The organism is Tenacibaculum holothuriorum (assembly GCF_002120225.1).
Lineage (GTDB): Bacteria > Bacteroidota > Bacteroidia > Flavobacteriales > Flavobacteriaceae > Polaribacter > Polaribacter holothuriorum.
Window position 1 is genome coordinate 159,859 of record NZ_LAPZ01000001.1, and the last position, 24,840, is coordinate 184,698.

The following is a 24,840-nucleotide window of genomic DNA, read 5'->3' on the forward strand; positions in this document are numbered from 1 at the left end:
TGAAATATTTTTTTTAAGAATAAACTAATTGAGTGAAAAATAATAAAAAATCGCCCAATATTTCTATTTTCGTATAAAATTGGGACTCATGAATATTAAAAAACATATACCAAATACATTAACTTTAGGAAATTTGTTCTGCGGAACATTAGCTACAGTTTTTGCTATAAAAGGAGATTTTTATGCTACTGCAGTACTTGTAATTTTAGGTATAGGATTTGATTTTTTAGATGGTTTTGCTGCAAGATTATTAAAAGTACAAGGAGAATTAGGAAAACAATTAGATTCTTTGGCTGATATGGTTACTAGCGGAGTTGTTCCTGGTTTAGTAATGATGCAATTATTGGTAAATGCTATTGATATTGATGCCGTTGGTTACTTTGGTGTAGATGCCTACGGAAAAACAGGAAGCAATTTACCATATATCGGTCTATTACTTACGTTGTTTGCTTGTTATAGATTAGCAAAATTTAATATTGATGAACGTCAATCTGATAGTTTTATTGGAGTTCCAACACCAGCAATGAGCTTATTTGTAATATCATTACCGCTAATTTTAGAATATTCATCATTTAACTTCTTTATAGAATTAATTCAAAACAAATACTTTTTATTAGCAATAACATTTTTGTTTAGCTATTTAATGAATGCTGAATTACCGTTATTTTCTTTAAAATTTAAAAGCTTTGGGTTTAAAGGAAATGAGATAAAATATCTATTTCTTTTATTATCAATAGTACTACTAATAGTACTGAAAATTGTAGCAATTCCAATAATTATTTTGTTATACATTATATTGTCACTTATAAACAATTTAGTAAGAAAATAATGAAAATTGAAGTTTGTAAAGGAAGAGAAGAAGCACAACAAATTGTAAACGGATTAAATGCTTATAACAAGAAACAATTAGATTGGTTTTTAGAAGATGTTTATACACCTATAGAGCTAGTAGCAAAGAACGATGAAGGAAAAATTGTTGGCGGAATTCTAGGACATGTAGGGTATTATGCAGGTTTCTATGTAAGAATTTTTTGGATAGATAAAAATGAAAGAGGCAAAGGCTTAGGTACAAAAATATTGCAAATGGCGGAAGAAAAAGCTAAAGAAAATGGAGCAATAATGGTAACTTTAGATACTTTTTCTTTTCAAGCAGAAACGTTTTATGTAAAAATGGGTTACGATGAAATTGGAAGAATAAAAGATTACCCTAAAGAGGGAGAAGCCCATGTGTTTTTTAAAAAAGAATTAAAATAAAAAGGAAGCTATAGCTTCCTTTTTTTATGAAATTTCATGTTCAGTAATAAGTACAGCATTATCATTTGCTTGTATAGGAGCGTTTGAAAAGTCGCTATATATTTTTACAAAAGAAGCACCTAAAAATAGTATTTGAGATGTATAATAAACCCAAAGCATTATTAAAGCCAAAATACTAGCAGTTCCAAAAGTAGTTGACAAATGGCTTTTCCCAAGGTAATAACTAATACCTATTTTACCTAAAGAGAATAAAAAAGCAGTAAATATTCCTCCTAAAATCATGGGTTTAAAATTAATTTTTGCATCTCCTAAAAACAAGAACATTAATGAAAATAGGACAGTAGATACAGCAAATGAAGCTAAATGCTCATAAGTTAAAACTACTTTATAATTAGTGTGCAAACTATCGTAAAACTGAATTAAATAACTATTTATACTACTGCTAATTACCAAAATAAAAAATAGAAGTAATAGAAGACTAAATGAAAAAAAGTGTTTCGTAAAATATCGTATTAATCCGTTTTTTGGTTTAGCTTTAAGATTCCAAACTCCATTAAAAGCATTGTGTATTTGCCCAAACATACCAGAAGCACTTAATAATAGTGTAGAAAAACCAATAATTGTAGTTAATACTGAGTTATGATTTTGATGTTGGTTTTTTATAATAGCTTGAATTTGTATTGAAGCTTCTTTTCCTAAGACATCTTGTAGTTGATTATAAATTTCTCCAGAAATAGCTTCTTTTCCAAAGATTAATCCTAAAATAGAAACCAAAATAATTATAATAGGAAATATAGAAAACACAGCATAATACGCCAATGCAGCACCTTTTTGAAAAGTATTACTATTAAAAAAGTGTAAGAAAACTTGTTTTAAAAATTTAAACACAGAAATTAGTTTATTGTTTTTTATGTTCGGTTTGTTTGTAAATATATTCTATAATAAAACAAAAAACAATGATACCAACAGCAATAAAAACATCAGTTTTACTTTTAGAATAATGATCTATAAGTAAAGCAAACATAGCTGTTAAACATAAAATAAATCCAATTAAAGGAATCCAAGCATTACTATTAGTATTCTTGCGAAGTTTGTAGCCCGAAAAATTAACAATAGCAAAAATTAATAAAAATCCAACACTACCAGCAGTAGAAATACTTTCTAGTTTTAATGTGTTTACTAAAACAATGGTAGCTACTGCTGTAATGAATAATCCTATTGGTTGATTCCATAGTTTATGAGTAAACTCATTTGGTAATTCATCATCTTCTGCAATTTCATAATTTACTCTACTACCACCATATAATGAAGCATTTATAGCTGAAAATGTAGAAATTAATGCTGCAACTGTTATAATTGTAAAACCAATTTTACCTAACATTGGTTTTGCAGCTTCTGCCAAAACATAATCTTGTGCAGTAGCAATATCAGAAAAAGCTAATGAACCTACTGTAACTGTTGCAATAATTATGTAAAGAATAATTACAAAAATAACACTCCAAAAGTATGCTCTAGGTATGTTTTTTTCAGGGTTTTCAATATCTGGTGCTGCATTAGCAATAAGTTCAAACCCTTCGTATGCTACAAAAATTACCATACCAGCAGTTACTAATTTAAACGGAGATTCCCAGTGTTCGGGAGATAATTGTCCTAAATGAGGATTGCCAAATAAACCATAAACACCTACAACAACAAAGCTTAGTAGGATTATAAGTTTAATAATAACGGCATATGATTCAATTTTACCAACAACAGCAATACTATAATAATTTATTGCTGTAGCAATAATTACAATTGTAGTGGCATAAATATGAGAGTCGATAACTTTATCACTTGTTAATTGAAAAAGGTTAGGAGCGTAGCTGCCAAAAGCAGAAGCATAAAGCGCAAGCATAATTATATAGCTAATCCAAAGAAGGTTATTAATTCCTCCACTAAAAATACCAATGCCAAATCCTTGATTTATAAACTTAACAGTACCACCTCGGTCTGGGTATTTTAATGAGAGTTTTACGTAACTATATGAAGTAATTAAAGCAATAGTACCAGCAATTAAAAAAGAAACTGGTGTTCCTCCTTTGGCCATGGCTGCAGCTAAACCTAGAACAGCAAAAATACCACCACCTACCATACCTCCAATACCGATAGACATGGCTTCTTTTAATCCAATTTTTTTAGGCATAAAGTTGTTTTTTGCCTAAATTAATCAATTTTAGAATAAAAAATTATGATGAAGTAGAAATATCTGAAATAAAGTGATATTCGCTTAATGATGTTTTACTTTCAATAAACTCTTTAGAAACTTCTTTGTTTTTAGCATAACTTAAATTGGAAAGAATATTCCAATTTTCATTATTCCTATTTGTTAAAATTAAATTTTCTGTTGTGATTTCAAAATTAACCCAATCGTTAAAATTTGCTATTTTTTGGTAAGAATGATCTGAAACTTGCATGTTACCAATAGTTTTCGAATCGTCTTTTACTATAGGTGATTTAGAAAGACTTAAACACATCTTAGAAAAATCGGTAAAACTCAGTTTATCGTAAGGTATTACTAAGAACGTATTTACATCACTTATCTTTTTATATACTCCGAAACCTCCTTTTAGATTGAATTCATCACAAAGCTTGGTAAAAGAAGTTGTTACATCTTCTTCATTCGTGTTAGAAATTACAAATTCACTTTTTGAAGCTTTGTCGTTATTGTCAAAGTTCTTTTTCTTTAGCTCAAAGTCTTGCCCTAAATAAACTCTACGAACAGTTTCATCTTCTGCTAATTCTTCTGGTGTTCCTTCTTTTAAAATTCCACCATTATACATTAAATAAGTTCTGTCGGTAATAGCTAAAGTAGCTTGTACATCATGATCGGTAATTAAAATTCCGATATTTTTATTTTTTAACTGAGCTACAATTCCTTGAATATCTTCTACAGCAATTGGATCTACTCCTGCAAAAGGTTCGTCTAATAAAATAAACTTAGGATCTGAAGCTAAACAACGAGCAATTTCGGTTCTACGTCGCTCACCACCCGAAAGTAAATCTCCTCTGTTTTTTCGTACATGACTTAAACTGAATTCGTCAATAAGTTCTTCTAAGCGTTGTTTTCTTTCAGCTTTTGTGCGATCTGTAAATTCTAATACCGACATTATATTATCTTCAACCGATAATTTTCTAAAAACAGAAGCTTCTTGAGCTAAATATCCAATACCTTTTTGAGCACGTTTGTACATAGCGTCGGTAGTAATTTCTTCATCATCAAGGAAAATTTGACCAAAATTTGGCTTAATCATCCCTACAATCATGTAGAAAGAAGTGGTTTTTCCAGCTCCGTTAGGACCTAATAAACCAATAATTTCTCCTTGCTCTACTTCTAAAGAAATTCCTTTTACAACCTTACGATTACCGTATATTTTTTGAATATTATCTGCTCTTAATTTCATGTATGTATTTAGAGTTTTACGATGCTAAAGTAATGTAATACTATTATTAAAACGCTTAATAATTTGTTAACTGTTTTCTTCTAAAGCTTCCCAGAACTCAACAGCTCTTCTTAAATGAGGAATTACAATTGTACCACCGACTAAAGTAGCAATACTCATCGTTTCCATCATTTCTTCTTTGGTAACTCCGTTTTTATGAGCTGTTTCTAAATGATAGGCAATACAATCGTCACAACGTAATACTGCAGAAGCTACTAAACCTAATAATTCTTTGGTTTTTATTGAAAGATGACCTTCTTTATAAGCGTTGGTGTCTAAGTTGAAAATACGTTTGATAACCTTGTTATCAGAACCTAATATTTTGTCGTTCATTCTAGAACGATAGTCGTTAAACTCTTGGACTTTTTGAGACATTTTTTTGTTGTTTTTTAATAACAAGGTTAGAAATATGAATACTTATTTCGTATAATATCATAATAGGTACAGCAACGATTACTTGACTCGCTACATCTGGCGGAGTGATAATTGCCGAAAGTACTAATACTACTACTAAAGCATGTTTACGATATTTTCTTAAAAACTGAGGAGTGATTAATCCAATTTTAGATAAAAAGTAGATTAATACTGGTAATTCAAAGAAAACAGCAACACCTAATAATGTATTGGTGATTAAGCTTATATATGCTTCTAGTTTAAAGTTATTTTGAATTGAATCTGAAATTTCAAAATTGTAAAAGAAATATACAGACATTGGTAAAATTACATAGTAACTAAATAATACTCCTAAAAAGAATAGGAGTGAAGAAATAAAAATAAATCCTCTTGATTTTTTACGTTCAGAACTGTGTAATCCAGGAGCTACAAAACGCCACATTTCCCATAATATATAAGGAAAAGCAACCACGAATCCTAAAATTAATGAAGACCAAATCCCTGTCATTAATTGTTGTGTAGGATTTAAAGCTTGTAATGTTTGCTTAAAATTGATATTACAAAAACTACTATCAATCCCTATAGAAGAAAATACTTTACAAAAGAAAGTATAAGTAGAAAAGTCAGGTTTTAAATGTGCTAATAAAACTTCATCAAAAACAAAGTTTATATTGATAAAAATCAAAATAGCTATTATAAAAATAGCAGCAAAACTTCTTACTAAATGCCATCTGAGTTCTTCAAGATGGTCTAAAAAAGACATTTCTTTTTCTACCATATTAAAAAATACCTTCTTTAATTATATCATGTAAATGAACAACACCAACATACTCGTTATTGTCATCAGTTACTAAGATTTGTGAAATACTATTGTTTTCTAATGTATCTAAAGCATCTACAGCCATAGCATTTACATTAATTGTTTTCGGATTACTGCTCATAATATCTTGAGCTGTTAAGTTCTCAATCTGTGTAGTTTTACTTAACATTCTACGAATATCACCATCAGTAATAATTCCAACTAATTTTTCTTCTGAGTTTAAAACAGCTGTTACACCAAGCCTTTTTTCAGAAATCTCTACAATTACATTAGTTATTTTATCTTCAGCTGAAACTTTAGGAATTTGATTGTTCTTAATTAAATCTGAAACTCTTAAGTATAAGCGTTTACCTAAAGCACCTCCTGGGTGATATTTTGCAAAATCGCTACTTGTAAATCCTCTTAATTCTAATAAAGAAACTGCTAGAGCATCCCCTAGAACTAATTGAGCTGTAGTACTTGTTGTAGGAGCTAAATTGTTTGGGCATGCTTCTTTTTCAACATAAGAATTCAATAAAAAATCTGCATTTGTTCCTAAAAAAGAATCAGGATTACCAGTAATAGCAATAATTTTATTGTCAGAATTCTTAATTAAAGGAACTAAAACTTTTATTTCAGGAGTATTACCACTTTTAGAAATACAAATAACAACATCGTTTTTTTGTACAATTCCTAAATCACCATGAATAGCATCGGCTGCATGCATAAATATAGCAGGAGTTCCTGTAGAATTTAAAGTAGCAACAATTTTATTAGCTATGTTAGCACTTTTTCCAATTCCAGTAACAATTACACGTCCGTTAGAATTTAATATGTAATTAACAGCATCAGAAAACGAATTGTCTAGTAATTTTACTAAATTAGCAATAGTTTTACTTTCTAAAAGTATAGTTTCTTTTGCTATATTTAATATATCGTTAGATTGTTTCAAAACAAAATAATTAGTGTGAATTTTAAAACGTAAAAATAGCAATATTTTAAGTACTAAAACTCGAATAAAAAAAGAAACTTTTTTAATATTTGTATTTAAAGATTTTTGTAAATTAGTTCGCATTTTTAATTTTTAGATTAGAAGATGAATAAAGAGCAGATGGATTTGTATGGCTCCTTAAAGAAGATTTTTGGATTTAATCAATTTAAAGGATTACAAGAAGATGTGGTTAATAGTATTTTAAGTAACCAAAACACTTTTGTAATTATGCCAACAGGAGGTGGTAAATCGTTATGTTACCAACTTCCTGCATTAATGAAAGAAGGTACTGCTATAGTTGTTTCTCCCCTTATTGCGTTAATGAAGAACCAAGTAGATGCTATTCGAGGTATTTCAGAAAACCCTGGTATAGCACACGTATTAAATTCTTCATTAAACAAAACAGAAGTAAATCAAGTAAAAACTGATATACAAAACGGGGTTACTAAACTATTGTACGTAGCTCCAGAATCGTTAATAAAAGAAGAATATGTAGAGTTTTTAAGGCAACAAAAAATATCGTTTGTAGCTATTGATGAAGCTCACTGTATTTCTGAATGGGGTCATGACTTTAGACCAGAATACAGAAATTTAAGAAACATTATCAAACAAATTGATAATGTACCTATTATTGGGCTTACAGCTACAGCGACCGAAAAAGTTCAAGAAGATATTCTTAAAACTTTAGGTATGAGTGATGCCAATGTATTTAAAGCATCATTTAACAGAGCGAACTTATTTTATGAAGTTCGACCTAAAACTAAAGAAGTAGAAAAAGATATTATTAGGTTTGTTAAGCAACGACCTGGTAAATCTGGAGTTATTTACTGTTTAAGTAGAAAAAAAGTAGAAGAAATAGCTCAAGTACTTCAAGTAAACGGAATTAACGCGGTTCCTTATCACGCTGGTTTTGATGCAAAAACTAGAGCAAGACATCAAGACATGTTTTTGATGGAAGAATGTGATGTGGTAGTAGCAACTATTGCTTTTGGTATGGGAATTGACAAACCCGATGTTCGTTTTGTAATTCACCATGATATTCCAAAAAGTTTAGAAAGCTACTATCAAGAAACGGGTAGAGCAGGTCGTGATGGAGGAGAAGGACATTGTTTAACATTCTACTCTTATAAAGATATAGAGAAGTTAGAAAAATTTATGGCTAACAAGCCTGTTGCAGAGCAAGAGGTAGGGCATGCTTTGTTACAGGAAGTCGTAGGATATGCTGAAACTTCAATGAATCGTCGTAAGTATTTATTGCATTACTTCGGTGAGGAATTTGACGATGTAAATGGTCCTGGTGCAGATATGGACGACAACATGCGTAATCCTAAAAAGAAGCACGAAGCTCAAGACGAGGTTGTTAAAATCTTATCTGTTATCAAGAAGACTAATGAAATGTATAAGCCAAAAGAGTTGGTGAATACAATGATTGGTAAAGAAAATGCCATTTTAAAGTCTCATAAAACTACGGAACAGCCTTTCTTTGGTATAGGAAAAGATAAAGATGAGCATTATTGGATGGCGTTAATACGTCAGATTTTAGTCGCTGGTTTTATTCGAAAAGAAATAGAGCAATATGGTGTTGTTAAGTTAACAAAAGAAGGAAAAGCGTTTATAGATGCTCCTACTTCTTTTATGATGACTGAAAATCATATTTATGAAACAGATGATGATGGAACCATAATTACCAATACCAAATCTGCAGGAGGAGTTGATAATAAATTAGTTGAAATCTTAAAAGACTTACGTAAAAAAGTTGGTAAACGTTTAAATGTTCCTCCATATGCTGTTTTTCAAGATCCTTCTTTAGATGATATGGCTTTAAAATATCCTATAACTATTGATGAATTAGCTAAGGTTCATGGAGTAGGAGAAGGTAAGGCTAAGAAATATGGTAAAGATTTTATCAAATTAATAGCAGATTATGTTGAAGAAAACGACATAATAAGACCAGACGATTTAATTGTAAAAAGTACAGGAATCAATTCTGGATTAAAGCTTTACATTATTCAAAACACCGATAGAAAATTACCATTAGAAGATATTGCTTCTTCTAAAGGGTTAGAAATGGGGGAGTTGATTAAAGAAATGGAAGCTATTGTGTTTTCAGGAACAAAACTGAACATAGATTATGCTATTGATGACTTGTTAGATGAAGATCAGCAAGAAGAGATTCATGAGTATTTTATGGAATCTGAAACCGATAAAATTCAAGAAGCATTAGATGAATTTGATGGAGATTATGATGATGAAGAATTGCGTTTAATGCGTATTAAATTTACTAGTGACGTAGCTAATTAAAATATGAATAAAAAAGTTACTGAATATATAAATTCAAAAGAAAAATGGGCGCAAGAATTACAAGTTTTGCGCTCAATTTTGTTAAAACTACCTTTAGAAGAAGCTATAAAATGGAGCGCTCCTGCGTACTTGTATAAAGGTAAAAACATCTTGGGAATTGCAGCTTTTAAAAACTATTTTGGTTTGTGGTTTCATCAAGGGGTATTTTTAAAAGATGAAGCAAAAGTTTTAATGAATGCTCAAGAAGGAAAAACTAAAGCTATGCGCCAATGGCGATTTGAAAGTTTAGCAGACCTTAATGAAGAATTGGTAAAACAATATGTTTTAGAAGCAATTGATAATGAAGAAAAAGGATTATCAATAAAACCTAAAAGAAATACTAAACCAGTAGTTATACCTAAAGAATTGCAAGATGCTCTAGATAATAATCAAAAATTAAAAGATCAGTTCGAAGCTTTTTCATTAAGTAAAAAAAGAGAATATGCAGAACATATTGCTAGTGCAAAAAGAGAAGCTACGAAACAGAATCGTTTGCAAAAAATAATTCCGATGATATTAGACGGAAAAGGCTTGCACGACAAGTACAAAAATTGTTAAAGATTTTAAACCTATTACAGATACATGATAAAGTAATTATTGATTAAGAGATTGCTTCATTTCATTCGCAATGACAAAGTTTATTTTATAATTACTTTTTGTATAGTAGAAGTAGAATCGCACCTAACAACATATAGGTGAATGTTTTCTAAACTATCTTTTCCTGTAATATAGTATTCTGCACAAGGTTTTAAGCGAGGTTTACTTTTGCTAAAATCAACATCAGCATATGTTAAAATAGTTGAGATTGTACCAGTGTCAATTTGTTTAGAAGCCATTACTTCTTTGGCTTCTTTTGAAAATAAACGCTTTTTAATACGAATGGTTTTTAAAGTACGAGCATCCATTCCGTAGTCAAAAGAAACATCTTTTTGTTTCCAGAAATACATTACAGCCACAGAGCCTAATGCTACACCTATTAAATAATAACCAACACGTTTAAGTAATTGCATGATTTTGATTTTGAGAATGCAAAAATAAGAAGTTATATTATTCTTTTAATAATGATTTTACGTTATTATATAATATACTTTCATTTGTTTTATACGAATTATAACAAAAGAATAAAATTAAAGGTATAATCAAAAGTATATAAATAGACACTGATTTATAATTTAGATAAACAAAAAAAGAAATAAGTAAATAAAAGAACATTAAGATGTAGAACTCAATATTAATTTTTATTTCAAAATTTAATACTAGTTTTTTATCATCTATATTTTTTACTAATCCATTTATTTTTATTGAATTAATATGACCTGGATTTAAGTCAAAAAAGAAATATTTGAATGAATTTCTAGATTTAATTATAAAACTATCTTTAGAAGTTTTTATCAATGTTAAGTTAGGGTTCTTTTGAATTTTAAGTATAAAGCTATCAAATGTGGAAGTATTAATTGTAAACTTTTCTTTTTTAATCAAAGTAATACGTTTTAAGTGCTAAATTATCAATAAGTTAATGTCTCTATAAGGTAAATCAAACCAGTCGGCTACGGTTTTATTAGTTAAAATTCCGTGATAAAAATACATTCCGTTTCGTAAACTTTTATCAAATCGAGCAGCATTTTCAAATCCACCTTCTTCAGCAATATCTAATAAATATGGAGTAAATATATTACTTATAGAAACTGAAGCGGTACGCGCATATCTTGATGGAATGTTTGGTACACAATAATGTATTACTCCATGTTGTTTAAAAGTAGGCTTGCTATGTGTGGTTACTTTTGAAGTTTCAAAACATCCACCACGATCAATACTAACATCAACAATTACGGCTCCGTCTTTCATTTGCTCAATCATTCCTTCAGTAACAATTACTGGAGAACGATCTTTTCCTCTAATAGCACCAATAGCAACATCACAACGCATAAGTGCTTTTACCAATGTTTTGGGTTGCACTGTTGATGTGTATATAGGAGCAGGAACACAAGCTTGTAGTTTACGAAGTTTGGTAATAGAGTTATCGAAAACTTTTACTCTTGCGCCTAAACCAATAGCTGTTTTTGCTGCTAATTCTCCAACTGTACCTGCACCAAGAATAACAACATCTGATGGTGGGACACCACCAATATTTCCCATTAACAAACCATTACCACCACTTGCAGTAGACATTAATTCTGCTGCTATGTGCATTGAAGCAATACCAGCAACTTCACTAAGGGATTTTAATATTGGATAAAATCCGTGTTCATCTTTAATAAAATCGAAAGCAATAGCTGTAATACGTTTTTTAGCCAATGCTTGAAAGTATTTTTTATTTTGAGTTTTTAGTTGCAAAGCAGAAATTAAAACTGCTTGCGGATTCATCATTTTAACTTCGTCTAAAGAAGGAGGTTCTACTTTTAAAACGATGTTACAAGCAAAAGCTTCTTTTACATCGTAAGAAACTTTAGCACCAGCATCAGAGTACTCTTTATCACTGTAATTTGCACCTTCACCAGCGCCTGTTTCAATAACAACTCTATGTCCGTGAGCTACAAGAGCAGAAACTGCATCGGGTGTTAAGCTAATTCTTTTTTCTTCGAAATGAGTTTCTTTGGGTAATCCAATAAACAATTCGCCTTTTTGCTTTTTAATTTCAAGCATTTCTGGTTGTGGCATCAATTGTTCTTTGGTAAATGGTGTAATTGAACTCATTAATTTTGTTTTAGTTGTATGTTACGTTTTCCGTTAGGTAAAACGGTTATTTGAATGTCTATAGCTTCTAAAGGTAGTAAATTTTTAACATTCTCTGGCCATTCAATTAAGCACCAATTATTACTGTAAAGATAATCTTCAACTCCCATGTCATATGCTTCTTCTTCATCTTCAATTCTATAAAAATCGAAATGATACACCGTTTCTCCTTTATTTGATAAATATTCGTTTACCAAAGAAAAAGTAGGAGAGTGGGTAACATCTTCTATTCCCAGTTCTTTACAAACTTCTTTTATAAGAGTTGTTTTACCAGCTCCCATTTCACCATTAAAAAGCAAAACTTTGTTTGGCACGTTACTAATAAGTTCTTTTGCTACACTTGGTAATTCTTCTAATGAATAATCTCTGTTCATAAAGGCAAAAATATAAAAGAAGATTTTCTTAAAAAGGATTTCTATTAAATCTTGTACCGATAATGACCAATTATTTTATAATTGAACAAACAATCTTCCAAAACTTGACCGCTACCAATATTATGAACGATTTTATAGCGTTTATGATTATTCGATTTTAGATGACTCACAATTCCTATATGAGTTAATCCGTTGCTTAATCTCCAAGCAACAATATCTCCCGGTAAATAGTTTTTGGAGTTTAAGGTAATGGTTTTGTTTGCATTCTTCCTTTTAAAAAAGGTCATTAAATTAGGAACTCTTCTATGATCTATATTGGTATCGGTTCTTTTTAATCCCCAAATTTTAGGATATTTAGAAAAGTTAGCTTTCATGTCTAAATGAACTTCTTTTTGTAAATCAATACTAATTTTTCGATAAGCCCTTATGATAACATCTGTACAAACTCCTTTTCCTTTTGGAACATCTCCATTAGGGTATTTAATAGAGAAGTAACTCCCGTCATAAACTACATTGTCTTTAGTTAATTCTAATGCAGCTATACTCAATTCATTTTTTTGTGAATAGAGTGATGCAGCTACAAATAAGAAAATTAAAAAGACAAGTTTTCTCATCTTCATTACTTTGGATTATACACTGCGCAAGGAATAATCATTTCTTCTAATGAAATTCCACCATGTTGATAGGTGTTTTTATAATACTTTACAAAGTGATTATAGTTGTTTGGGTAGGCAAAAAACAGATCTTCTTTAGCAAAAATAAACGGACTGTTAATAGTGATACTTGGTAAGAAAATATCTTTTGGATTTTTGACAGCATACACATCTTTGTCTTCAAAACTAAGACTTCTACCAGTTTTGTAACGTAAATTAGCACTGATGTTTTTATCTCCAATAACTTTACTTGGGTGATTACAGTTTATAGTACCATGATCGGTAGTAATGATTAACTTTTGACCTAAAGATTGAGCTTTTTGAATAATTTCAAATAGAGGAGAGTTTTTAAACCAACTAACAGTTAACGATCTGTATGCTTTGTCATCGCCCGCTAATTCCTTAATTACTTCCATTTCGGTTTTTGCATGCGAAAGCATATCGACAAAGTTGTATACAACTACTGTTAAATCGTTTTGTTTTGTACCGTTGTAATTGTCTGCTAATTCTTTACCACTTTTTAGAGAAGTTATTTTGTAGTATTCGTGTTTAATATTAAGGTTTAGCCTTTTTACTTGCGACTCTAAAAATTCAGCTTCAAAAAGATTTTTACCTCCTTCATCTGTGTCATTTTTCCAATAATTAGGATACATTTTTTCCATTTCAGAAGGCATTAATCCAGAAAAAATAGCATTTCTAGCATATTGTGTTGCCGTAGGTAAAATACTGTAGTAGGAATGTTCTTCTTCTTTTTTGTAATAATTATTGATTAGTGGCTCTAAAACACGATATTGATCATATCTTAAATTATCAATTACAACCCATAAAACTCCTTGATTGCCTGATAGGTTTGGAACAACATAATCTTTAAATAGTGTGTGAGAAAAAGTAGGTTTGTCATCAGCTGTTAACCAATCTTGATAATTCTTTTTTACAAACTTAAAAAACTGACTGTTAGCTTCTGTTTTTTGAGATTCTAGTATTTCTAGCATCCCTGTATCGTTAATGTTTTCTAACTCAAGCTCCCAGTGTACAAGTTTTTTGTACATATCAACCCAATCTTCGTAAGAATTTACCATAGCTAAATCCATGGCAATTTTTCTAAACTCTTGTTGATAGTTAAGTGTAGTTTTCTCAGAAATTAAACGAGAATGATCTAAATTCTTTTTTAAACTTAATAATATTTGATTAGGGTTTACGGGTTTTATTAAATAGTCGGCAATTTTAGAACCAATAGCTTCTTCCATAATATACTCTTCTTCACTTTTTGTAATCATAACAACAGGAAGATTTGCATTTTTTTGTTTAATGGCAGAAAGTGTTTCTAAACCCGTAATACCAGGCATATTTTCATCTAAAAAAACAATATCAAAATTTTGTTCGTCAACTAAATCTATTGCATCAGCACCATTTGTACAAGTAGTGACAGTGTAGTTTTTCTTTTCTAAAAATATAATATGTGGTTTTAATAAATCAATTTCATCATCAACCCAAAGGATATCTATGTTTTTCATATGCTAAAATTTCTTGAACCAATGTGTAACTATTGGTTTTATATATTAAAAGCTTTTACTGGCTTGTTAAAATTACAATGTTCTATGCTAAAAATAACGTTTAAAACTTATTTTGTTGTAGAGCAAAAGCTAAAAATACGTTAATAAACTATAGAGTTATTTGGTTTTGTAGATAAATTATAATTCTTTTGTTTGAAATTGAAGAATTTATCTATTTTGAAGACTCCAAAAACGAATAAATTAAAAATACTTAACGATCCTATTTATGGATTTATATCAATCCCCAATTCGTTAATTTACGATATAATTGAACACCCTTATTTTCAACGACTTCGTAGAGTGAGTCAAATGGGGTTGTCTAATTTAGTATATCCAGGAGCGAATCATACACGTTTTCATCATGCATTAGGTTGCTTGCATTTAATGCAAAAAGCAGTTCAGGTTTTAAGAACTAAAAATGTAGATATTTCAGAAGAAGAAGCGAATGCGTTATATATAGCAATTTTATTGCACGATATTGGTCATGGGGCTTTTTCTCATGCTTTAGAATACAGTATTGTAAACGGAATTGTGCACGAAGAGATATCACTTCGTTTTATGAAAGCGTTGAACGAAGATTTTGATGGAAAATTAAGTTTGGCAATTCAAGTTTTTGAAGGAAAATATCATAGAAAGTTTTTATATCAGCTTATTTCTAGTCAATTAGATATTGATAGGTTAGATTATTTAAAAAGAGATAGTTTTTATACCGGAGTTACAGAAGGAAATATTTCGTCTGATCGATTAATAAAAATGATGAATGTTGTAGATGATGAGTTGGTTATAGAGGAAAAAGGAATTTATTCCGTAGAAAAGTTCATTATTGCTCGCCGTTTAATGTATTGGCAAGTTTACTTGCATAAAACAGGTTTAGTTGCAGAAAATTTGTTGGTAAATGTGCTTAAAAGAGCAAAAGAATTAGCAATGAATGGAGTAGACTTAAGAGCTACTACATCATTCAAATACTTTTTATACAATGAAGTAACAGATAGGAATTTTACAGATGAAACTCTAGAGAAGTTTTCTAAACTAGACGATTTTGATGTATTAGCTTCTATTAAAGAGTGGACAAATCATGATGATAAAATACTATCAAGTTTATCAAACATGATTATAAATAGAAAACTATTAAGAATTGAACTTCAAAATGAACCAATTACAGATTCATACATTAAAAAACTCCATAAAAAATTGAAAGAAAAGTTTCAATTAAATAAAGAAGAGTTAGAATATTTTATGTTTCAAGGTTCGGTTAAAAATCAGGCATACAACCCTGAACTACCTGTAAAGATTTTAACAAAAAAAGGAAAGTTAAAAGACATAGCAAAAGCATCTGATCAGTTGAACTTACAGGCTTTAACAAAACCAGTAATTAAATATTATGTTTGTTATCCTAAGAGTTTATAAATCATCTTAAGATCAAAAATGATTAATTACACAAAAAATAATTACTTTTGCATTTGATGAAATTTACCGCAAAACAAATAGCAGATATTTTAGAAGGTGTTGTTGTAGGAAATCCTGAAGCAGAAGTATCGAAGCTTTCTAAAATAGAAGAAGGAGAATTAGGTTCTTTAACCTTTTTATCGAATCCTAAATACAATTCATTCATTTACACGACCAATGCGTCGGCAACTATCGTAAATAAAACATTTGAACCTGAAAAAGAAATTTCTACTACTTTAATTAAAGTGGAAGATGCCTATAAGGCTTTTTCAAAACTATTAGAGTTTTACAATCAGGTTAAGAATAATAAAACTGGAAGAGAAAATCCTCATTTCATAGCAAATAGTGCTAAAATTGGAAGCAACGAATACGTTGGAGCATTTTCTTATATTGGTGAAAATGTTGTTGTAGGGGAAAATGTAAAAATTTATCCAAATTCTTATATTGGAGATAATGTAACTATTGGAGATAATTCGGTAATTTTCGCTGGAGTAAAAATTTATTCAGAATCTGTTATAGGTAATAACTGTAAAATTCATTCAGGAACTATTATTGGTTCTGACGGATTTGGATTTGCACCTGATGAAAATGGAGAATACAAAGCAATTCCTCAAACAGGAAATGTTATTATAGAAGATAATGTAGACATTGGAGCGAATTCAACTATAGATAGAGCCACTTTAGGTTCTACAATAATTAGAAAAGGAGTAAAGTTAGACAATCAAATACAAATAGCTCATAATGTTGAAATCGGTAAAAACACTGTAATTGCATCGCAATCTGGTGTTGCAGGTTCAACTAAAATAGGTGAAAATTGTATGATTGGTGGTCAAGTAGGTATTGTTGGTCATATAACTTTAGGAAACAACGTAAAGATTCAAGCCCAATCAGGTATTGGACGAAACTTGAAAGATGATGCAGTTGTTCAAGGGTCTCCTGCTTTTGGGTATACCGATTATAGTAAATCGTATATTCACTTTAAAAACTTACCGAAACTAGCAACTACAATTCATAAATTAGAAAAAGAGTTAAATGCTCAAAAAGACAACTAATGAGTACTAAACAAAAAACTATAAAAAATGAAGTAACATTATCTGGTGTAGGATTGCACACGGGTAATGAAGTCGTTATGACTTTTAAGCCAGCTCCAGTAAATCATGGTTACGCCTTTAAAAGAGTAGATTTAGAAGGACAACCAGTTATTGAAGCAAAAGCTGAGTATGTTACAAATACACAGCGTGGTACAAACATGGAAAGAAATGGTGTACAAATCCAAACTTCAGAACATGTTTTAGCTGCTGCAGTAGGTTTAGGTATCGACAACTTATTAATAGAAATAAACGCTTCTGAACCACCGATTATGGACGGTTCTTCAAAATATTTTATTGAAGCTCTTGAAAAGGCAGAAGTTGTAGAACAAGATGCTGATATAGAAGAGTATATTGTAAAAGAGGTTATTACCTATAAAGATGAAGCTACAGGTAGTGAAATTATTTTAATGCCTGCAGATGAATATCAGGTAACAACAATGGTAGATTTTGGTACTAAAATTTTAGGTACTCAAAACGCTACATTAAGCACAATTTCCGACTTTAAAGAAGAGATTTCAGCAGCAAGAACATTCAGTTTCTTACATGAAATTGAAATGTTATTAGAAAATGATTTAATAAAAGGAGGAGACTTAAATAACGCTATAGTTTATGTAGATAAGGAATTATCTGAAGGAACTACAGAAAAGTTAAAAGCAGCCTTTAAAAAAGACAATATTTCAATTAAGCCAAACGGAATTTTAGATAACCTAGAATTGCATTGGGCAAATGAAGCGGCAAGACATAAATTATTAGATGTTATTGGAGATTTAGCTTTAGTTGGAACTCGAATTAGAGGAAAAATAATAGCTAACAAACCTGGGCATTTAGTAAATACAAATTTTGCTAAAAAACTTGCTAAAATTATTAAGCAAGAAAAGAGAAATAATGTACCAAAATTCGATTTAAATGAAGCTCCTTTAATGGATATTCATAAAATCATGGAAATTTTACCTCATAGACCGCCATTCTTATTAGTTGACAGAATTATCGAGTTAAGTGATAAGCATGTTGTGGGAATGAAAAATGTTACTATGAATGAAGATTTCTTTGTAGGACATTTTCCAGGAGCACCAGTAATGCCAGGGGTTTTACAAGTAGAGGCTATGGCGCAATGTGGTGGGATTTTAGTTTTAAGTACAGTTCCAGATCCTGAGAATTACTTAACTTATTTCATGAAAATAGATAATGTTAAGTTCAAACAAAAAGTATTACCAGGTGATACTTTAATATTTAAAAGTGAATTAATAACGCCAATCAGAAGAGGAATTGCTCATATGCAAGCCTATGCTTATGCTAACGGAAAGTTAGTTTGTGAAGCTGAACTAATGGCTCAAATAAGTAAGGTTAAGTAATTATGAATCAACCACTAGCGTATATACATCCACAGGCTAAAATAGCAAGAAATGTAGTTATTGAACCTTTCTCAACAATTCACCCAAATGTTGAAATAGGTTCAGGTACATGGATTGGATCTAATGTAACAATAATGGAAGGTGCTCGTATAGGAAAGAATTGTAGAATTTTTCCGGGAGCTGTAATTTCTGCTATCCCACAAGATTTAAAATATAATGACGAGGATACTACTGTTGTTATTGGAGATAATGTGACAATAAGAGAATGTGTTACTATAAACCGAGGAACTACAGATAGAATGAAAACTGTTATAGGAGATAATTGTTTAATTATGGCATATTCTCACGTAGCACATGATTGTATCGTAGGAAATAACTGTATTTTTTCAAACAATACTACTTTAGCAGGTCATGTAAATATAGGCGATAATGTGGTGTTAGCAGGTATGGTTGCGGTACATCAATTTGCTTCTGTAGGTAATCATGCATTTGTTACTGGTGGATCTTTAGTTCGTAAAGATGTTCCTCCTTATGTTAAAGCAGCTCGTGAACCTTTATCGTATGTTGGAATCAATTCTGTAGGGTTACGTAGAAGAGGTTTTACTACCGAAAAAATTAGAGAAATTCAGAATATTTATAGAATACTTTTCCAAAAAAATTATAATAATACTCAAGCAATTGATATTATTGAAGCTGAAATGGAAGCAACCCCTGAACGTGATGAAATTGTTCAGTTTATCAAAGATTCACACAGAGGTATTATGAAAGGGTATTTTAAATCAAATTAAAAAATAAAATGGCAAGTACATCAGATATTAAAAAAGGACTTTGTATTAAATACAATAGCGATATATTTAAGATTATAGAATTTTTACATGTAAAACCTGGTAAAGGACCAGCTTTTGTAAGAACGAAATTAAAAAGTGTAACTACTGGAAAAGTGATCGATAATACTTTTTCTGCAGGACATAAAATTGAAGACGTTCGCGTAGAGACTCATAAATTTCAATATTTATACGCAGAAGGAGACGATTTACATTTCATGAATACAGATGATTACAACCAAATTACTTTAGAAAGAAAAGTTGTAGATGGATCTGAGTTTATGAAAGAAGGAGAAGTTGTTACTATTTTAATTAATACTGAAGATGGTTTACCATTATCAGTAGAAATGCCTTCTCATGTAATTTTAGAAGTTACACATACAGAACCTGGTGTAAAAGGAAATACAGCAACAAATGCTACAAAGCCTGCAACAGTAGAAACTGGTGCTAGAGTAAATGTTCCTTTATTTATCAATGAAGGAGATAAAATTAAGTTAGATACCGAAAAAGGTACATATTCAGAAAGAATAAAAGAATAAATTAAAATTCCCGCTATTGCGGGAATTTCTTTTTAGATATGAAGTTTTCATCACCCCAAACACTTGAAAGTATAGCTACATTATTAAATGTAGAATCTGTAGGCGATAAAGATTTTCCTATTACAGGAATAAATGAAATTCATGTGGTAGAAAAAGGAGATATTGTTTTTGTAGATCATCCTAAGTATTATGATAAGGCATTAAACTCAGCTGCGACTACAGTTTTAATCAACAAAAAAGTTGAATGTCCGGAAGGAAAAACATTGTTAATTTCTGAAGATCCTTTTAGAGATTTTAATAAACTTACAAAACATTTTAATCCTTTCATAGCATCACAAAAAAGTATAGCAGATACCGCTGTTATTGGAGAAAATACAATTATTCAGCCTAATGTATTTATAGGAGAAAATGTTACGATTGGTAAAAATTGTATTATACATGCCAATGTATCTATCAACAATAATTGTGTAATTGGAGATAATGTTATTATTCACTCAAATACTGTTTTAGGAAGCAATGCTTTCTATTATAAAAACAGACCAGAAGGATTTGATAGATTATTATCAGGAGGAAGAGTAATTTTAGAAGATAATGTAGAGTTAGGAGCTTCTTGTACCATTGATAGAGGAGTAACTGGAGATACTACTATTGGTAAAGGAACTGTTATTGATAATCAAGTACATGTTGGTCACGATACAATAATTGGAAAGAAATGTTTAATAGCTGCTCAAACAGGGATTGCTGGTTGTACAGTTATTGAAGACGAAGTGACCATTTGGGGACAAGTAGGTGTTGTTAGTGGACTTCATATAGAAAAAGGAACTGTGTTAATGGCACAAACTGGCGTGATGAAATCTTTAAAGAAAGGTGTTTACTTCGGAACGCCACAAAGAGAGTATCGCCAAACAATGAGAGAAACTATCTTTTTAAAAAATGCAACAAAACCAGATAAAAAGTAACATAAATTTAATTGTGAAAAGTCAATTAAAAAGTTATTTTTGTCTGTCTTAAAAAAATAAGTAAAAAATAAACCAATGAGTGTTTTAGTAAATAAAGATTCGAAAATTATTGTACAAGGTTTTACTGGTAGTGAAGGTACTTTTCACGCTGGTCAAATGATTGATTACGGAACTAACATAGTTGGAGGTGTTACTCCAGGAAAAGGAGGTCAAGAGCATTTAGGTAAACCAGTATTTAATACGGTTGTAGAGGCTGTTGAAAAAGCTGGTGCAGATACTTCAATTATTTTTGTGCCACCAGCATTTGCTGCTGACGCAATTATGGAATCTGCAGAAGCAGGAATCAAAGTAATTATTTGTATTACTGAAGGAATTCCTGTAGCTGATATGACTAAAGTTAAAGCTTATATCGATGCTAAAGAAGACTGTACTTTAGTAGGACCTAATTGTCCAGGAGTTATTACTCCAGAAGAAGCTAAGGTAGGAATTATGCCAGGGTTCATCTTTAAAAAAGGTAGAGTTGGTATTGTTTCTAAGTCTGGTACTTTAACTTACGAAGCTGCTGATCAAGTTGTAAAACAAGGATTTGGAGTTACTACTGCAATTGGTATTGGAGGAGATCCAATTATTGGAACTACTACAAAAGAAGCAGTTGAGTTATTAATGAATGATGACGAAACTGATGCAATCGTAATGATTGGTGAAATCGGAGGGCAATTAGAAGCTGAAGCTGCTCGTTGGATTAAAGCTGACGGTAACCGTAAGCCAGTTGTTGGATTTATAGCAGGACAAACTGCACCAGCTGGTAGAACAATGGGACATGCAGGAGCAATCGTAGGAGGAGCTGATGATACTGCACAAGCAAAAATGAAGATTTTAGCAGAAAATGGAATTCATGTTGTTGAGTCTCCAGCTAAGATTGGAGAAATGGTTGCAAAAGTTTTAGCATAATTGTTAAAATATTAATAAAAAGTAAACGTTTTAAATCCGATGCTATATCTTTAGCATCGGATTTTTTTATCAACCTATCAAATCAAAAATTAAATGAAAAGATTTAATCAAATTCTAAGTATTGCTTTAGCTGGTACTTTGCTATTCTCCAGTTGTAAGCAAAACAACCAAACTACTACCGAGGTTAAAACCGAACAGCATACAGATGCTAATGGTTTTAAGTATGAAACAGTAACAAACGACCCTACAGGATTACGTTTGTATACATTAGAAAATGGGTTAAAAGTATATTTAGCTCAAAATTTCGAAGAGCCTAAAATTCAAACTTTTATTCCAGTACGAGCAGGATCTGTATATGATCCAGCAGATAATACGGGGCTAGCTCATTATTTAGAGCATATGGTTTTTAAAGGAACTGATGAGATAGGTGCAATTGATTTTGAAAAAGAAAAAGTAGAATTAAAGAAAATTTCTGATTTATACGAAAAGCATAAAGCAGAAAAAGACCCTGAGAAAAAGTTAGAAATCTATAAGGAAATAGATAAAGTTTCTCACGAGGCATCTAAAATGGCCATCGCTAATGAATACGATAAAATGACAAGTTCATTAGGAGCACAAGGAACCAATGCTTGGACTTGGCATGAGGAAACTGTTTACGTAAACAAAATTCCTGCTAACGAATTAGATAAATGGATTAAGTTAGAAAGTGAAAGATTTACACAATTAGTTTTACGTTTATTCCATACAGAATTAGAAGCTGTATATGAGGAGTTCAATAGAGCGCAAGACAATGATTATAGAAAATCTAACTATGCGTTAATGAAAGCGTTATTTCCAAAACATCCATACGGACAACAAACTACTATTGGTACTTCAGAGCATTTAAAGAATCCATCAATGGAAGCTATTCATGCGTATTTCGATAAGTATTATGTACCAAATAACATGGCTGTTATTTTAGTTGGAGATTTAGAATTCGATTCTACAATCAAAAAAATAAACGACACATTTGGAAAAATGGCTTATAAAGAAGTTACACATCCAACTCGTCCTATAGAAGCTCCAATGGAAAAATCAATAACTAAAGAAGTTGTTGGTCCAGAAGCAGCTAATGCAAGTATTGCTTTTAGAAGTAAAGGAATTGGTTCTAAAGAAGAAAAATATCTTACATTAATAGATATGATTCTTAACAATAGTGACGCTGGTTTAATTGATTTAAATTTAAATCAAAAACAAAAAGTACAACGTGCGGGTAGTTATACTACATTTTTAAATGACTATGGAATGCACAGGTTATATGTAACTCCAAAGAATGGTCAATCTTTAGAAGAAGCTACTCAATTAGTATTAGATCAAATTGAAAAAGTTAAAAAAGGAGAATTTGATGAATGGTTAATTGATGCTGTAATTAATGATTTAAAGCTTAGTCAAATTAGACAATATCAAAATGCATCTTCAGTTGCTAGTGAATATGTAAATGCATTTGTTCACTTCCAAAATTGGGAAGATAGAGTGAAGTTATTAGATGAGTTAAGAAAAATTTCTAAAGAAGAGTTAGTAACTTTTGCAAACGATTTTTACAAAAACAACTATGTTGTTGTAAATAAAAAACAAGGTAAGAGTGATGATTTAGTAAAGGTTCCTAAACCAAAAATTACTCCTAATGAGTTAAATAGAGATAAATCATCTAAATATATGGCGGCTTTCAACGAAATGAAGTCTCCAGACTTAAAGCCTAAGTTTGTTGATTATAAATCTGCAATTAAAAAGACTGATGTTAATGGAGTTGAAGTTTCTTATATTGAAAATACAAAAAATGACTTAGCAGAGTTGTATATAATTTTTGATATGGGTAAAGACAATAATCAAAAATTACCAATTGCTGTTGGATACTTAGAATATTTAGGTACTGACAAACTAGCTCCAGAAGCTTTAAAGAAAGAATTCTATAAATTAGGAGTTAAGTACGGAGTTAGCGCAGGTAAAGATCGTTCTTATGTTTACTTATCTGGTTTACGTGAAAACTTAGATAAAGGATTAGCTTTATTAGAAGATTTATGGGCTAATGCTAAAGCTAATCAAGAAACATATAATAAATATGTAGATAAAATTGCTAAGAACCGTACAGATACGAAAGCTAGTAAAGGTCAAATTATGTGGAATGGTTTAATGAACTATGGAATGTATGGAGAAAATTCAAGTTTACGTGATATCTATACTATTGAAGAGTTAAAAGGATTTAATCCTGATGAATTAGTATCTTTAGTTAAAGATCTTAAGAACTTTAAACACAGAATTTTCTACTACGGAAAAGATATAGATCAAGCAAAAACGGCATTAAACAACAATCATAAAGTAGCAGATAACTTAAAAGATTATCCAGCTAAAAAAGAGTACGCAAATGTTGATACAGGAAATAATGTATACTTTGTAAATTATGATATGGTGCAAGCTCAAATGCTATTCTTAGCAAAAGGAGAGGAGTTCGATCCTAAGAAAATGGCAGCTTCAACGTTATTTAATTCATATTTTGGTAGCGGATTATCTTCAATAGTATTCCAAGAAATTCGTGAATCTAAATCTTTAGCGTATTCTGCTTTTTCATCATATAGTAATGCAGCAGAAAAAGGAAAACCAAATTATGTATATGCATTTATTGGTACTCAGGCTAATAAAATTCCAGATGCTGTAAAAGCGATGATGGATTTAATGACAGATATGCCAGAAGCTGAAGAGCAATTTAATGCTGCAAAAGAAGCTGCGTTAAAGAAATTAGCAGCTCAAAGAATTAACGATACTGGAATTTTCTGGGCTTATGAACGTTTAAAGAAAAGAGGAATAGATCATGATAATCGTGAAGAAATTTACAATGCGATTAAGAATATGAATATGGCAGATCTTAAAAATTTCTTTAATGAGAATATTAAAGGAGAAGATTATAATATTATGGTTATAGCTAATAAGAAAGATATTGATTTAAAGGCTCTTTCAAAATTAGGTAAAGTACAAGAAATGGATGTAGATCATTTATTTAACTACGAGAAACCTAAAAAAGTAAAACCTTAATAATCAGGTATTATACTAATAAAAGCGTTCTTTATAGAACGCT

General features: G+C 30.5%; 22 protein-coding genes and 1 pseudogene. 12 read left to right on the forward strand and 11 right to left on the reverse strand.

What is annotated here, in order from left to right; genetic code table 11:
* Positions 1 to 88: 88 nt before the first annotated feature.
* Together WH52_RS00810 and WH52_RS00815 are read left to right on the forward strand one after the other, a co-directional pair.
* A complete protein-coding gene (locus WH52_RS00810; protein WP_198938346.1) occupies positions 89 to 829 on the forward strand; it encodes a CDP-alcohol phosphatidyltransferase family protein in 741 nt (246 codons plus the stop codon).
* On the forward strand, positions 829 to 1,254 hold the full coding sequence (locus WH52_RS00815) for a GNAT family N-acetyltransferase (protein ID WP_086029021.1): 426 nt from the start codon (positions 829 to 831) through the stop codon (positions 1,252 to 1,254). The genes WH52_RS00810 and WH52_RS00815 overlap by 1 nt, the downstream gene beginning before the upstream one ends.
* 24 nt (positions 1,255 to 1,278) lie before the next feature.
* On the opposite strand, the gene WH52_RS00820 is transcribed toward WH52_RS00815, so the two are convergent.
* The 6 genes and pseudogenes from WH52_RS00820 to WH52_RS00845 all read right to left on the reverse strand — a co-directional run bounded on the left by WH52_RS00820 (position 1,279) and on the right by WH52_RS00845 (position 6,877).
* On the reverse strand, positions 1,279 to 2,142 hold the full coding sequence (locus WH52_RS00820; protein ID WP_158091339.1) for a YihY/virulence factor BrkB family protein: 864 nt from the start codon (positions 2,140 to 2,142) through the stop codon (positions 1,279 to 1,281).
* 10 nt (positions 2,143 to 2,152) lie between these two features.
* Positions 2,153 to 3,436, reverse strand: coding sequence for an APC family permease (locus tag WH52_RS00825; protein ID WP_086029023.1), 1,284 nt, complete (start codon positions 3,434 to 3,436; stop codon positions 2,153 to 2,155).
* Between the two features lie 523 nt (positions 3,437 to 3,959).
* A pseudogene (gene lptB, locus WH52_RS00830) lies at positions 3,960 to 4,694 on the reverse strand (LPS export ABC transporter ATP-binding protein); the annotation flags it as partial.
* Between the two features lie 66 nt (positions 4,695 to 4,760).
* Positions 4,761 to 5,108 carry a carboxymuconolactone decarboxylase family protein gene (locus WH52_RS00835; protein ID WP_086029390.1) on the reverse strand — a complete coding sequence of 116 codons (348 nt, stop codon included), beginning with the start codon at positions 5,106 to 5,108 and terminating at the stop codon, positions 4,761 to 4,763.
* Positions 5,083 to 5,904, reverse strand: coding sequence for a twin-arginine translocase subunit TatC (tatC, locus tag WH52_RS00840; RefSeq protein WP_086029024.1), 822 nt, complete (start codon positions 5,902 to 5,904; stop codon positions 5,083 to 5,085). The genes WH52_RS00835 and tatC overlap by 26 nt, the downstream gene beginning before the upstream one ends.
* A gap of 1 nt (position 5,905) precedes the next feature.
* Entirely contained in the window at positions 5,906 to 6,877 is a 972-nt protein-coding gene (locus tag WH52_RS00845) for a KpsF/GutQ family sugar-phosphate isomerase (RefSeq protein ID WP_086029391.1), read from the reverse strand.
* A 159-nt stretch (positions 6,878 to 7,036) separates the two neighbouring features.
* On the opposite strand from WH52_RS00845, the gene recQ reads away from it, so the two are divergent.
* On the forward strand, positions 7,037 to 9,217 hold the full coding sequence (gene recQ / locus WH52_RS00850) for a DNA helicase RecQ (protein ID WP_086029392.1): 2,181 nt from the start codon (positions 7,037 to 7,039) through the stop codon (positions 9,215 to 9,217).
* Positions 9,218 to 9,220: 3 nt separating this feature from the next.
* Positions 9,221 to 9,814 (forward strand): YdeI/OmpD-associated family protein, encoded by a 594-nt coding sequence (locus tag WH52_RS00855; protein WP_086029025.1) that lies wholly within the window; start codon positions 9,221 to 9,223, stop codon positions 9,812 to 9,814.
* Between the two features lie 80 nt (positions 9,815 to 9,894).
* On the opposite strand, the gene WH52_RS00860 is transcribed toward WH52_RS00855, so the two are convergent.
* The 5 genes from WH52_RS00860 to porX all read right to left on the reverse strand — a co-directional run bounded on the left by WH52_RS00860 (position 9,895) and on the right by porX (position 14,530).
* Positions 9,895 to 10,266, reverse strand: coding sequence for a DUF4258 domain-containing protein (locus WH52_RS00860; RefSeq protein ID WP_086029026.1), 372 nt, complete (start codon positions 10,264 to 10,266; stop codon positions 9,895 to 9,897).
* Positions 10,267 to 10,753: 487 nt separating this feature from the next.
* A complete protein-coding gene (locus WH52_RS00870; RefSeq protein WP_086029028.1) occupies positions 10,754 to 11,950 on the reverse strand; it encodes an alanine dehydrogenase in 1,197 nt (398 codons plus the stop codon).
* Complete coding sequence (gene tsaE, locus WH52_RS00875) at positions 11,950 to 12,363, reverse strand: tRNA (adenosine(37)-N6)-threonylcarbamoyltransferase complex ATPase subunit type 1 TsaE (RefSeq protein WP_086029029.1); 414 nt, start codon at positions 12,361 to 12,363, stop codon at positions 11,950 to 11,952. The genes WH52_RS00870 and tsaE overlap by 1 nt, the downstream gene beginning before the upstream one ends.
* A gap of 44 nt (positions 12,364 to 12,407) precedes the next feature.
* Complete coding sequence (locus WH52_RS00880) at positions 12,408 to 12,977, reverse strand: DUF1287 domain-containing protein (RefSeq protein WP_086029393.1); 570 nt, start codon at positions 12,975 to 12,977, stop codon at positions 12,408 to 12,410.
* 5 nt (positions 12,978 to 12,982) lie between these two features.
* Positions 12,983 to 14,530 (reverse strand): T9SS response regulator signal transducer PorX, encoded by a 1,548-nt coding sequence (gene porX / locus WH52_RS00885; RefSeq protein WP_086029030.1) that lies wholly within the window; start codon positions 14,528 to 14,530, stop codon positions 12,983 to 12,985.
* A 216-nt stretch (positions 14,531 to 14,746) separates the two neighbouring features.
* Here porX and WH52_RS00890 point away from each other — a divergent pair, with 216 nt between their 5' ends.
* The 8 genes from WH52_RS00890 (at position 14,747) to WH52_RS00925 (ending at position 24,797) form a co-directional block, all read left to right on the forward strand.
* On the forward strand, positions 14,747 to 15,976 hold the full coding sequence (locus WH52_RS00890) for an HD domain-containing protein (protein ID WP_198938347.1): 1,230 nt from the start codon (positions 14,747 to 14,749) through the stop codon (positions 15,974 to 15,976).
* A gap of 56 nt (positions 15,977 to 16,032) precedes the next feature.
* Entirely contained in the window at positions 16,033 to 17,067 is a 1,035-nt protein-coding gene (gene lpxD / locus WH52_RS00895) for a UDP-3-O-(3-hydroxymyristoyl)glucosamine N-acyltransferase (RefSeq protein ID WP_086029032.1), read from the forward strand.
* Positions 17,067 to 18,458 carry a bifunctional UDP-3-O-[3-hydroxymyristoyl] N-acetylglucosamine deacetylase/3-hydroxyacyl-ACP dehydratase gene (locus tag WH52_RS00900; protein WP_086029033.1) on the forward strand — a complete coding sequence of 464 codons (1,392 nt, stop codon included), beginning with the start codon at positions 17,067 to 17,069 and terminating at the stop codon, positions 18,456 to 18,458. The genes lpxD and WH52_RS00900 overlap by 1 nt, the downstream gene beginning before the upstream one ends.
* Before the next feature lie 2 nt (positions 18,459 to 18,460).
* Positions 18,461 to 19,246: an acyl-ACP--UDP-N-acetylglucosamine O-acyltransferase gene (gene lpxA, locus WH52_RS00905; protein ID WP_086029034.1), complete on the forward strand. Its 786-nt coding sequence runs from the start codon at positions 18,461 to 18,463 to the stop codon at positions 19,244 to 19,246.
* Between the two features lie 8 nt (positions 19,247 to 19,254).
* The gene (gene efp / locus WH52_RS00910) at positions 19,255 to 19,821 is read left to right on the forward strand and encodes an elongation factor P (RefSeq protein WP_086029035.1); all 567 of its coding nucleotides are present in this window, start codon (positions 19,255 to 19,257) and stop codon (positions 19,819 to 19,821) included.
* Positions 19,822 to 19,859: 38 nt separating this feature from the next.
* Positions 19,860 to 20,780: a UDP-3-O-(3-hydroxymyristoyl)glucosamine N-acyltransferase gene (locus tag WH52_RS00915; RefSeq protein WP_086029036.1), complete on the forward strand. Its 921-nt coding sequence runs from the start codon at positions 19,860 to 19,862 to the stop codon at positions 20,778 to 20,780.
* Between the two features lie 75 nt (positions 20,781 to 20,855).
* Complete coding sequence (gene sucD / locus WH52_RS00920; protein ID WP_086029037.1) at positions 20,856 to 21,731, forward strand: succinate--CoA ligase subunit alpha; 876 nt, start codon at positions 20,856 to 20,858, stop codon at positions 21,729 to 21,731.
* A 93-nt stretch (positions 21,732 to 21,824) separates the two neighbouring features.
* Positions 21,825 to 24,797, forward strand: a complete 2,973-nt coding sequence (locus WH52_RS00925) for a M16 family metallopeptidase (protein WP_086029038.1) — start codon at positions 21,825 to 21,827, stop codon at positions 24,795 to 24,797.
* Positions 24,798 to 24,840: the final 43 nt, after the last annotated feature.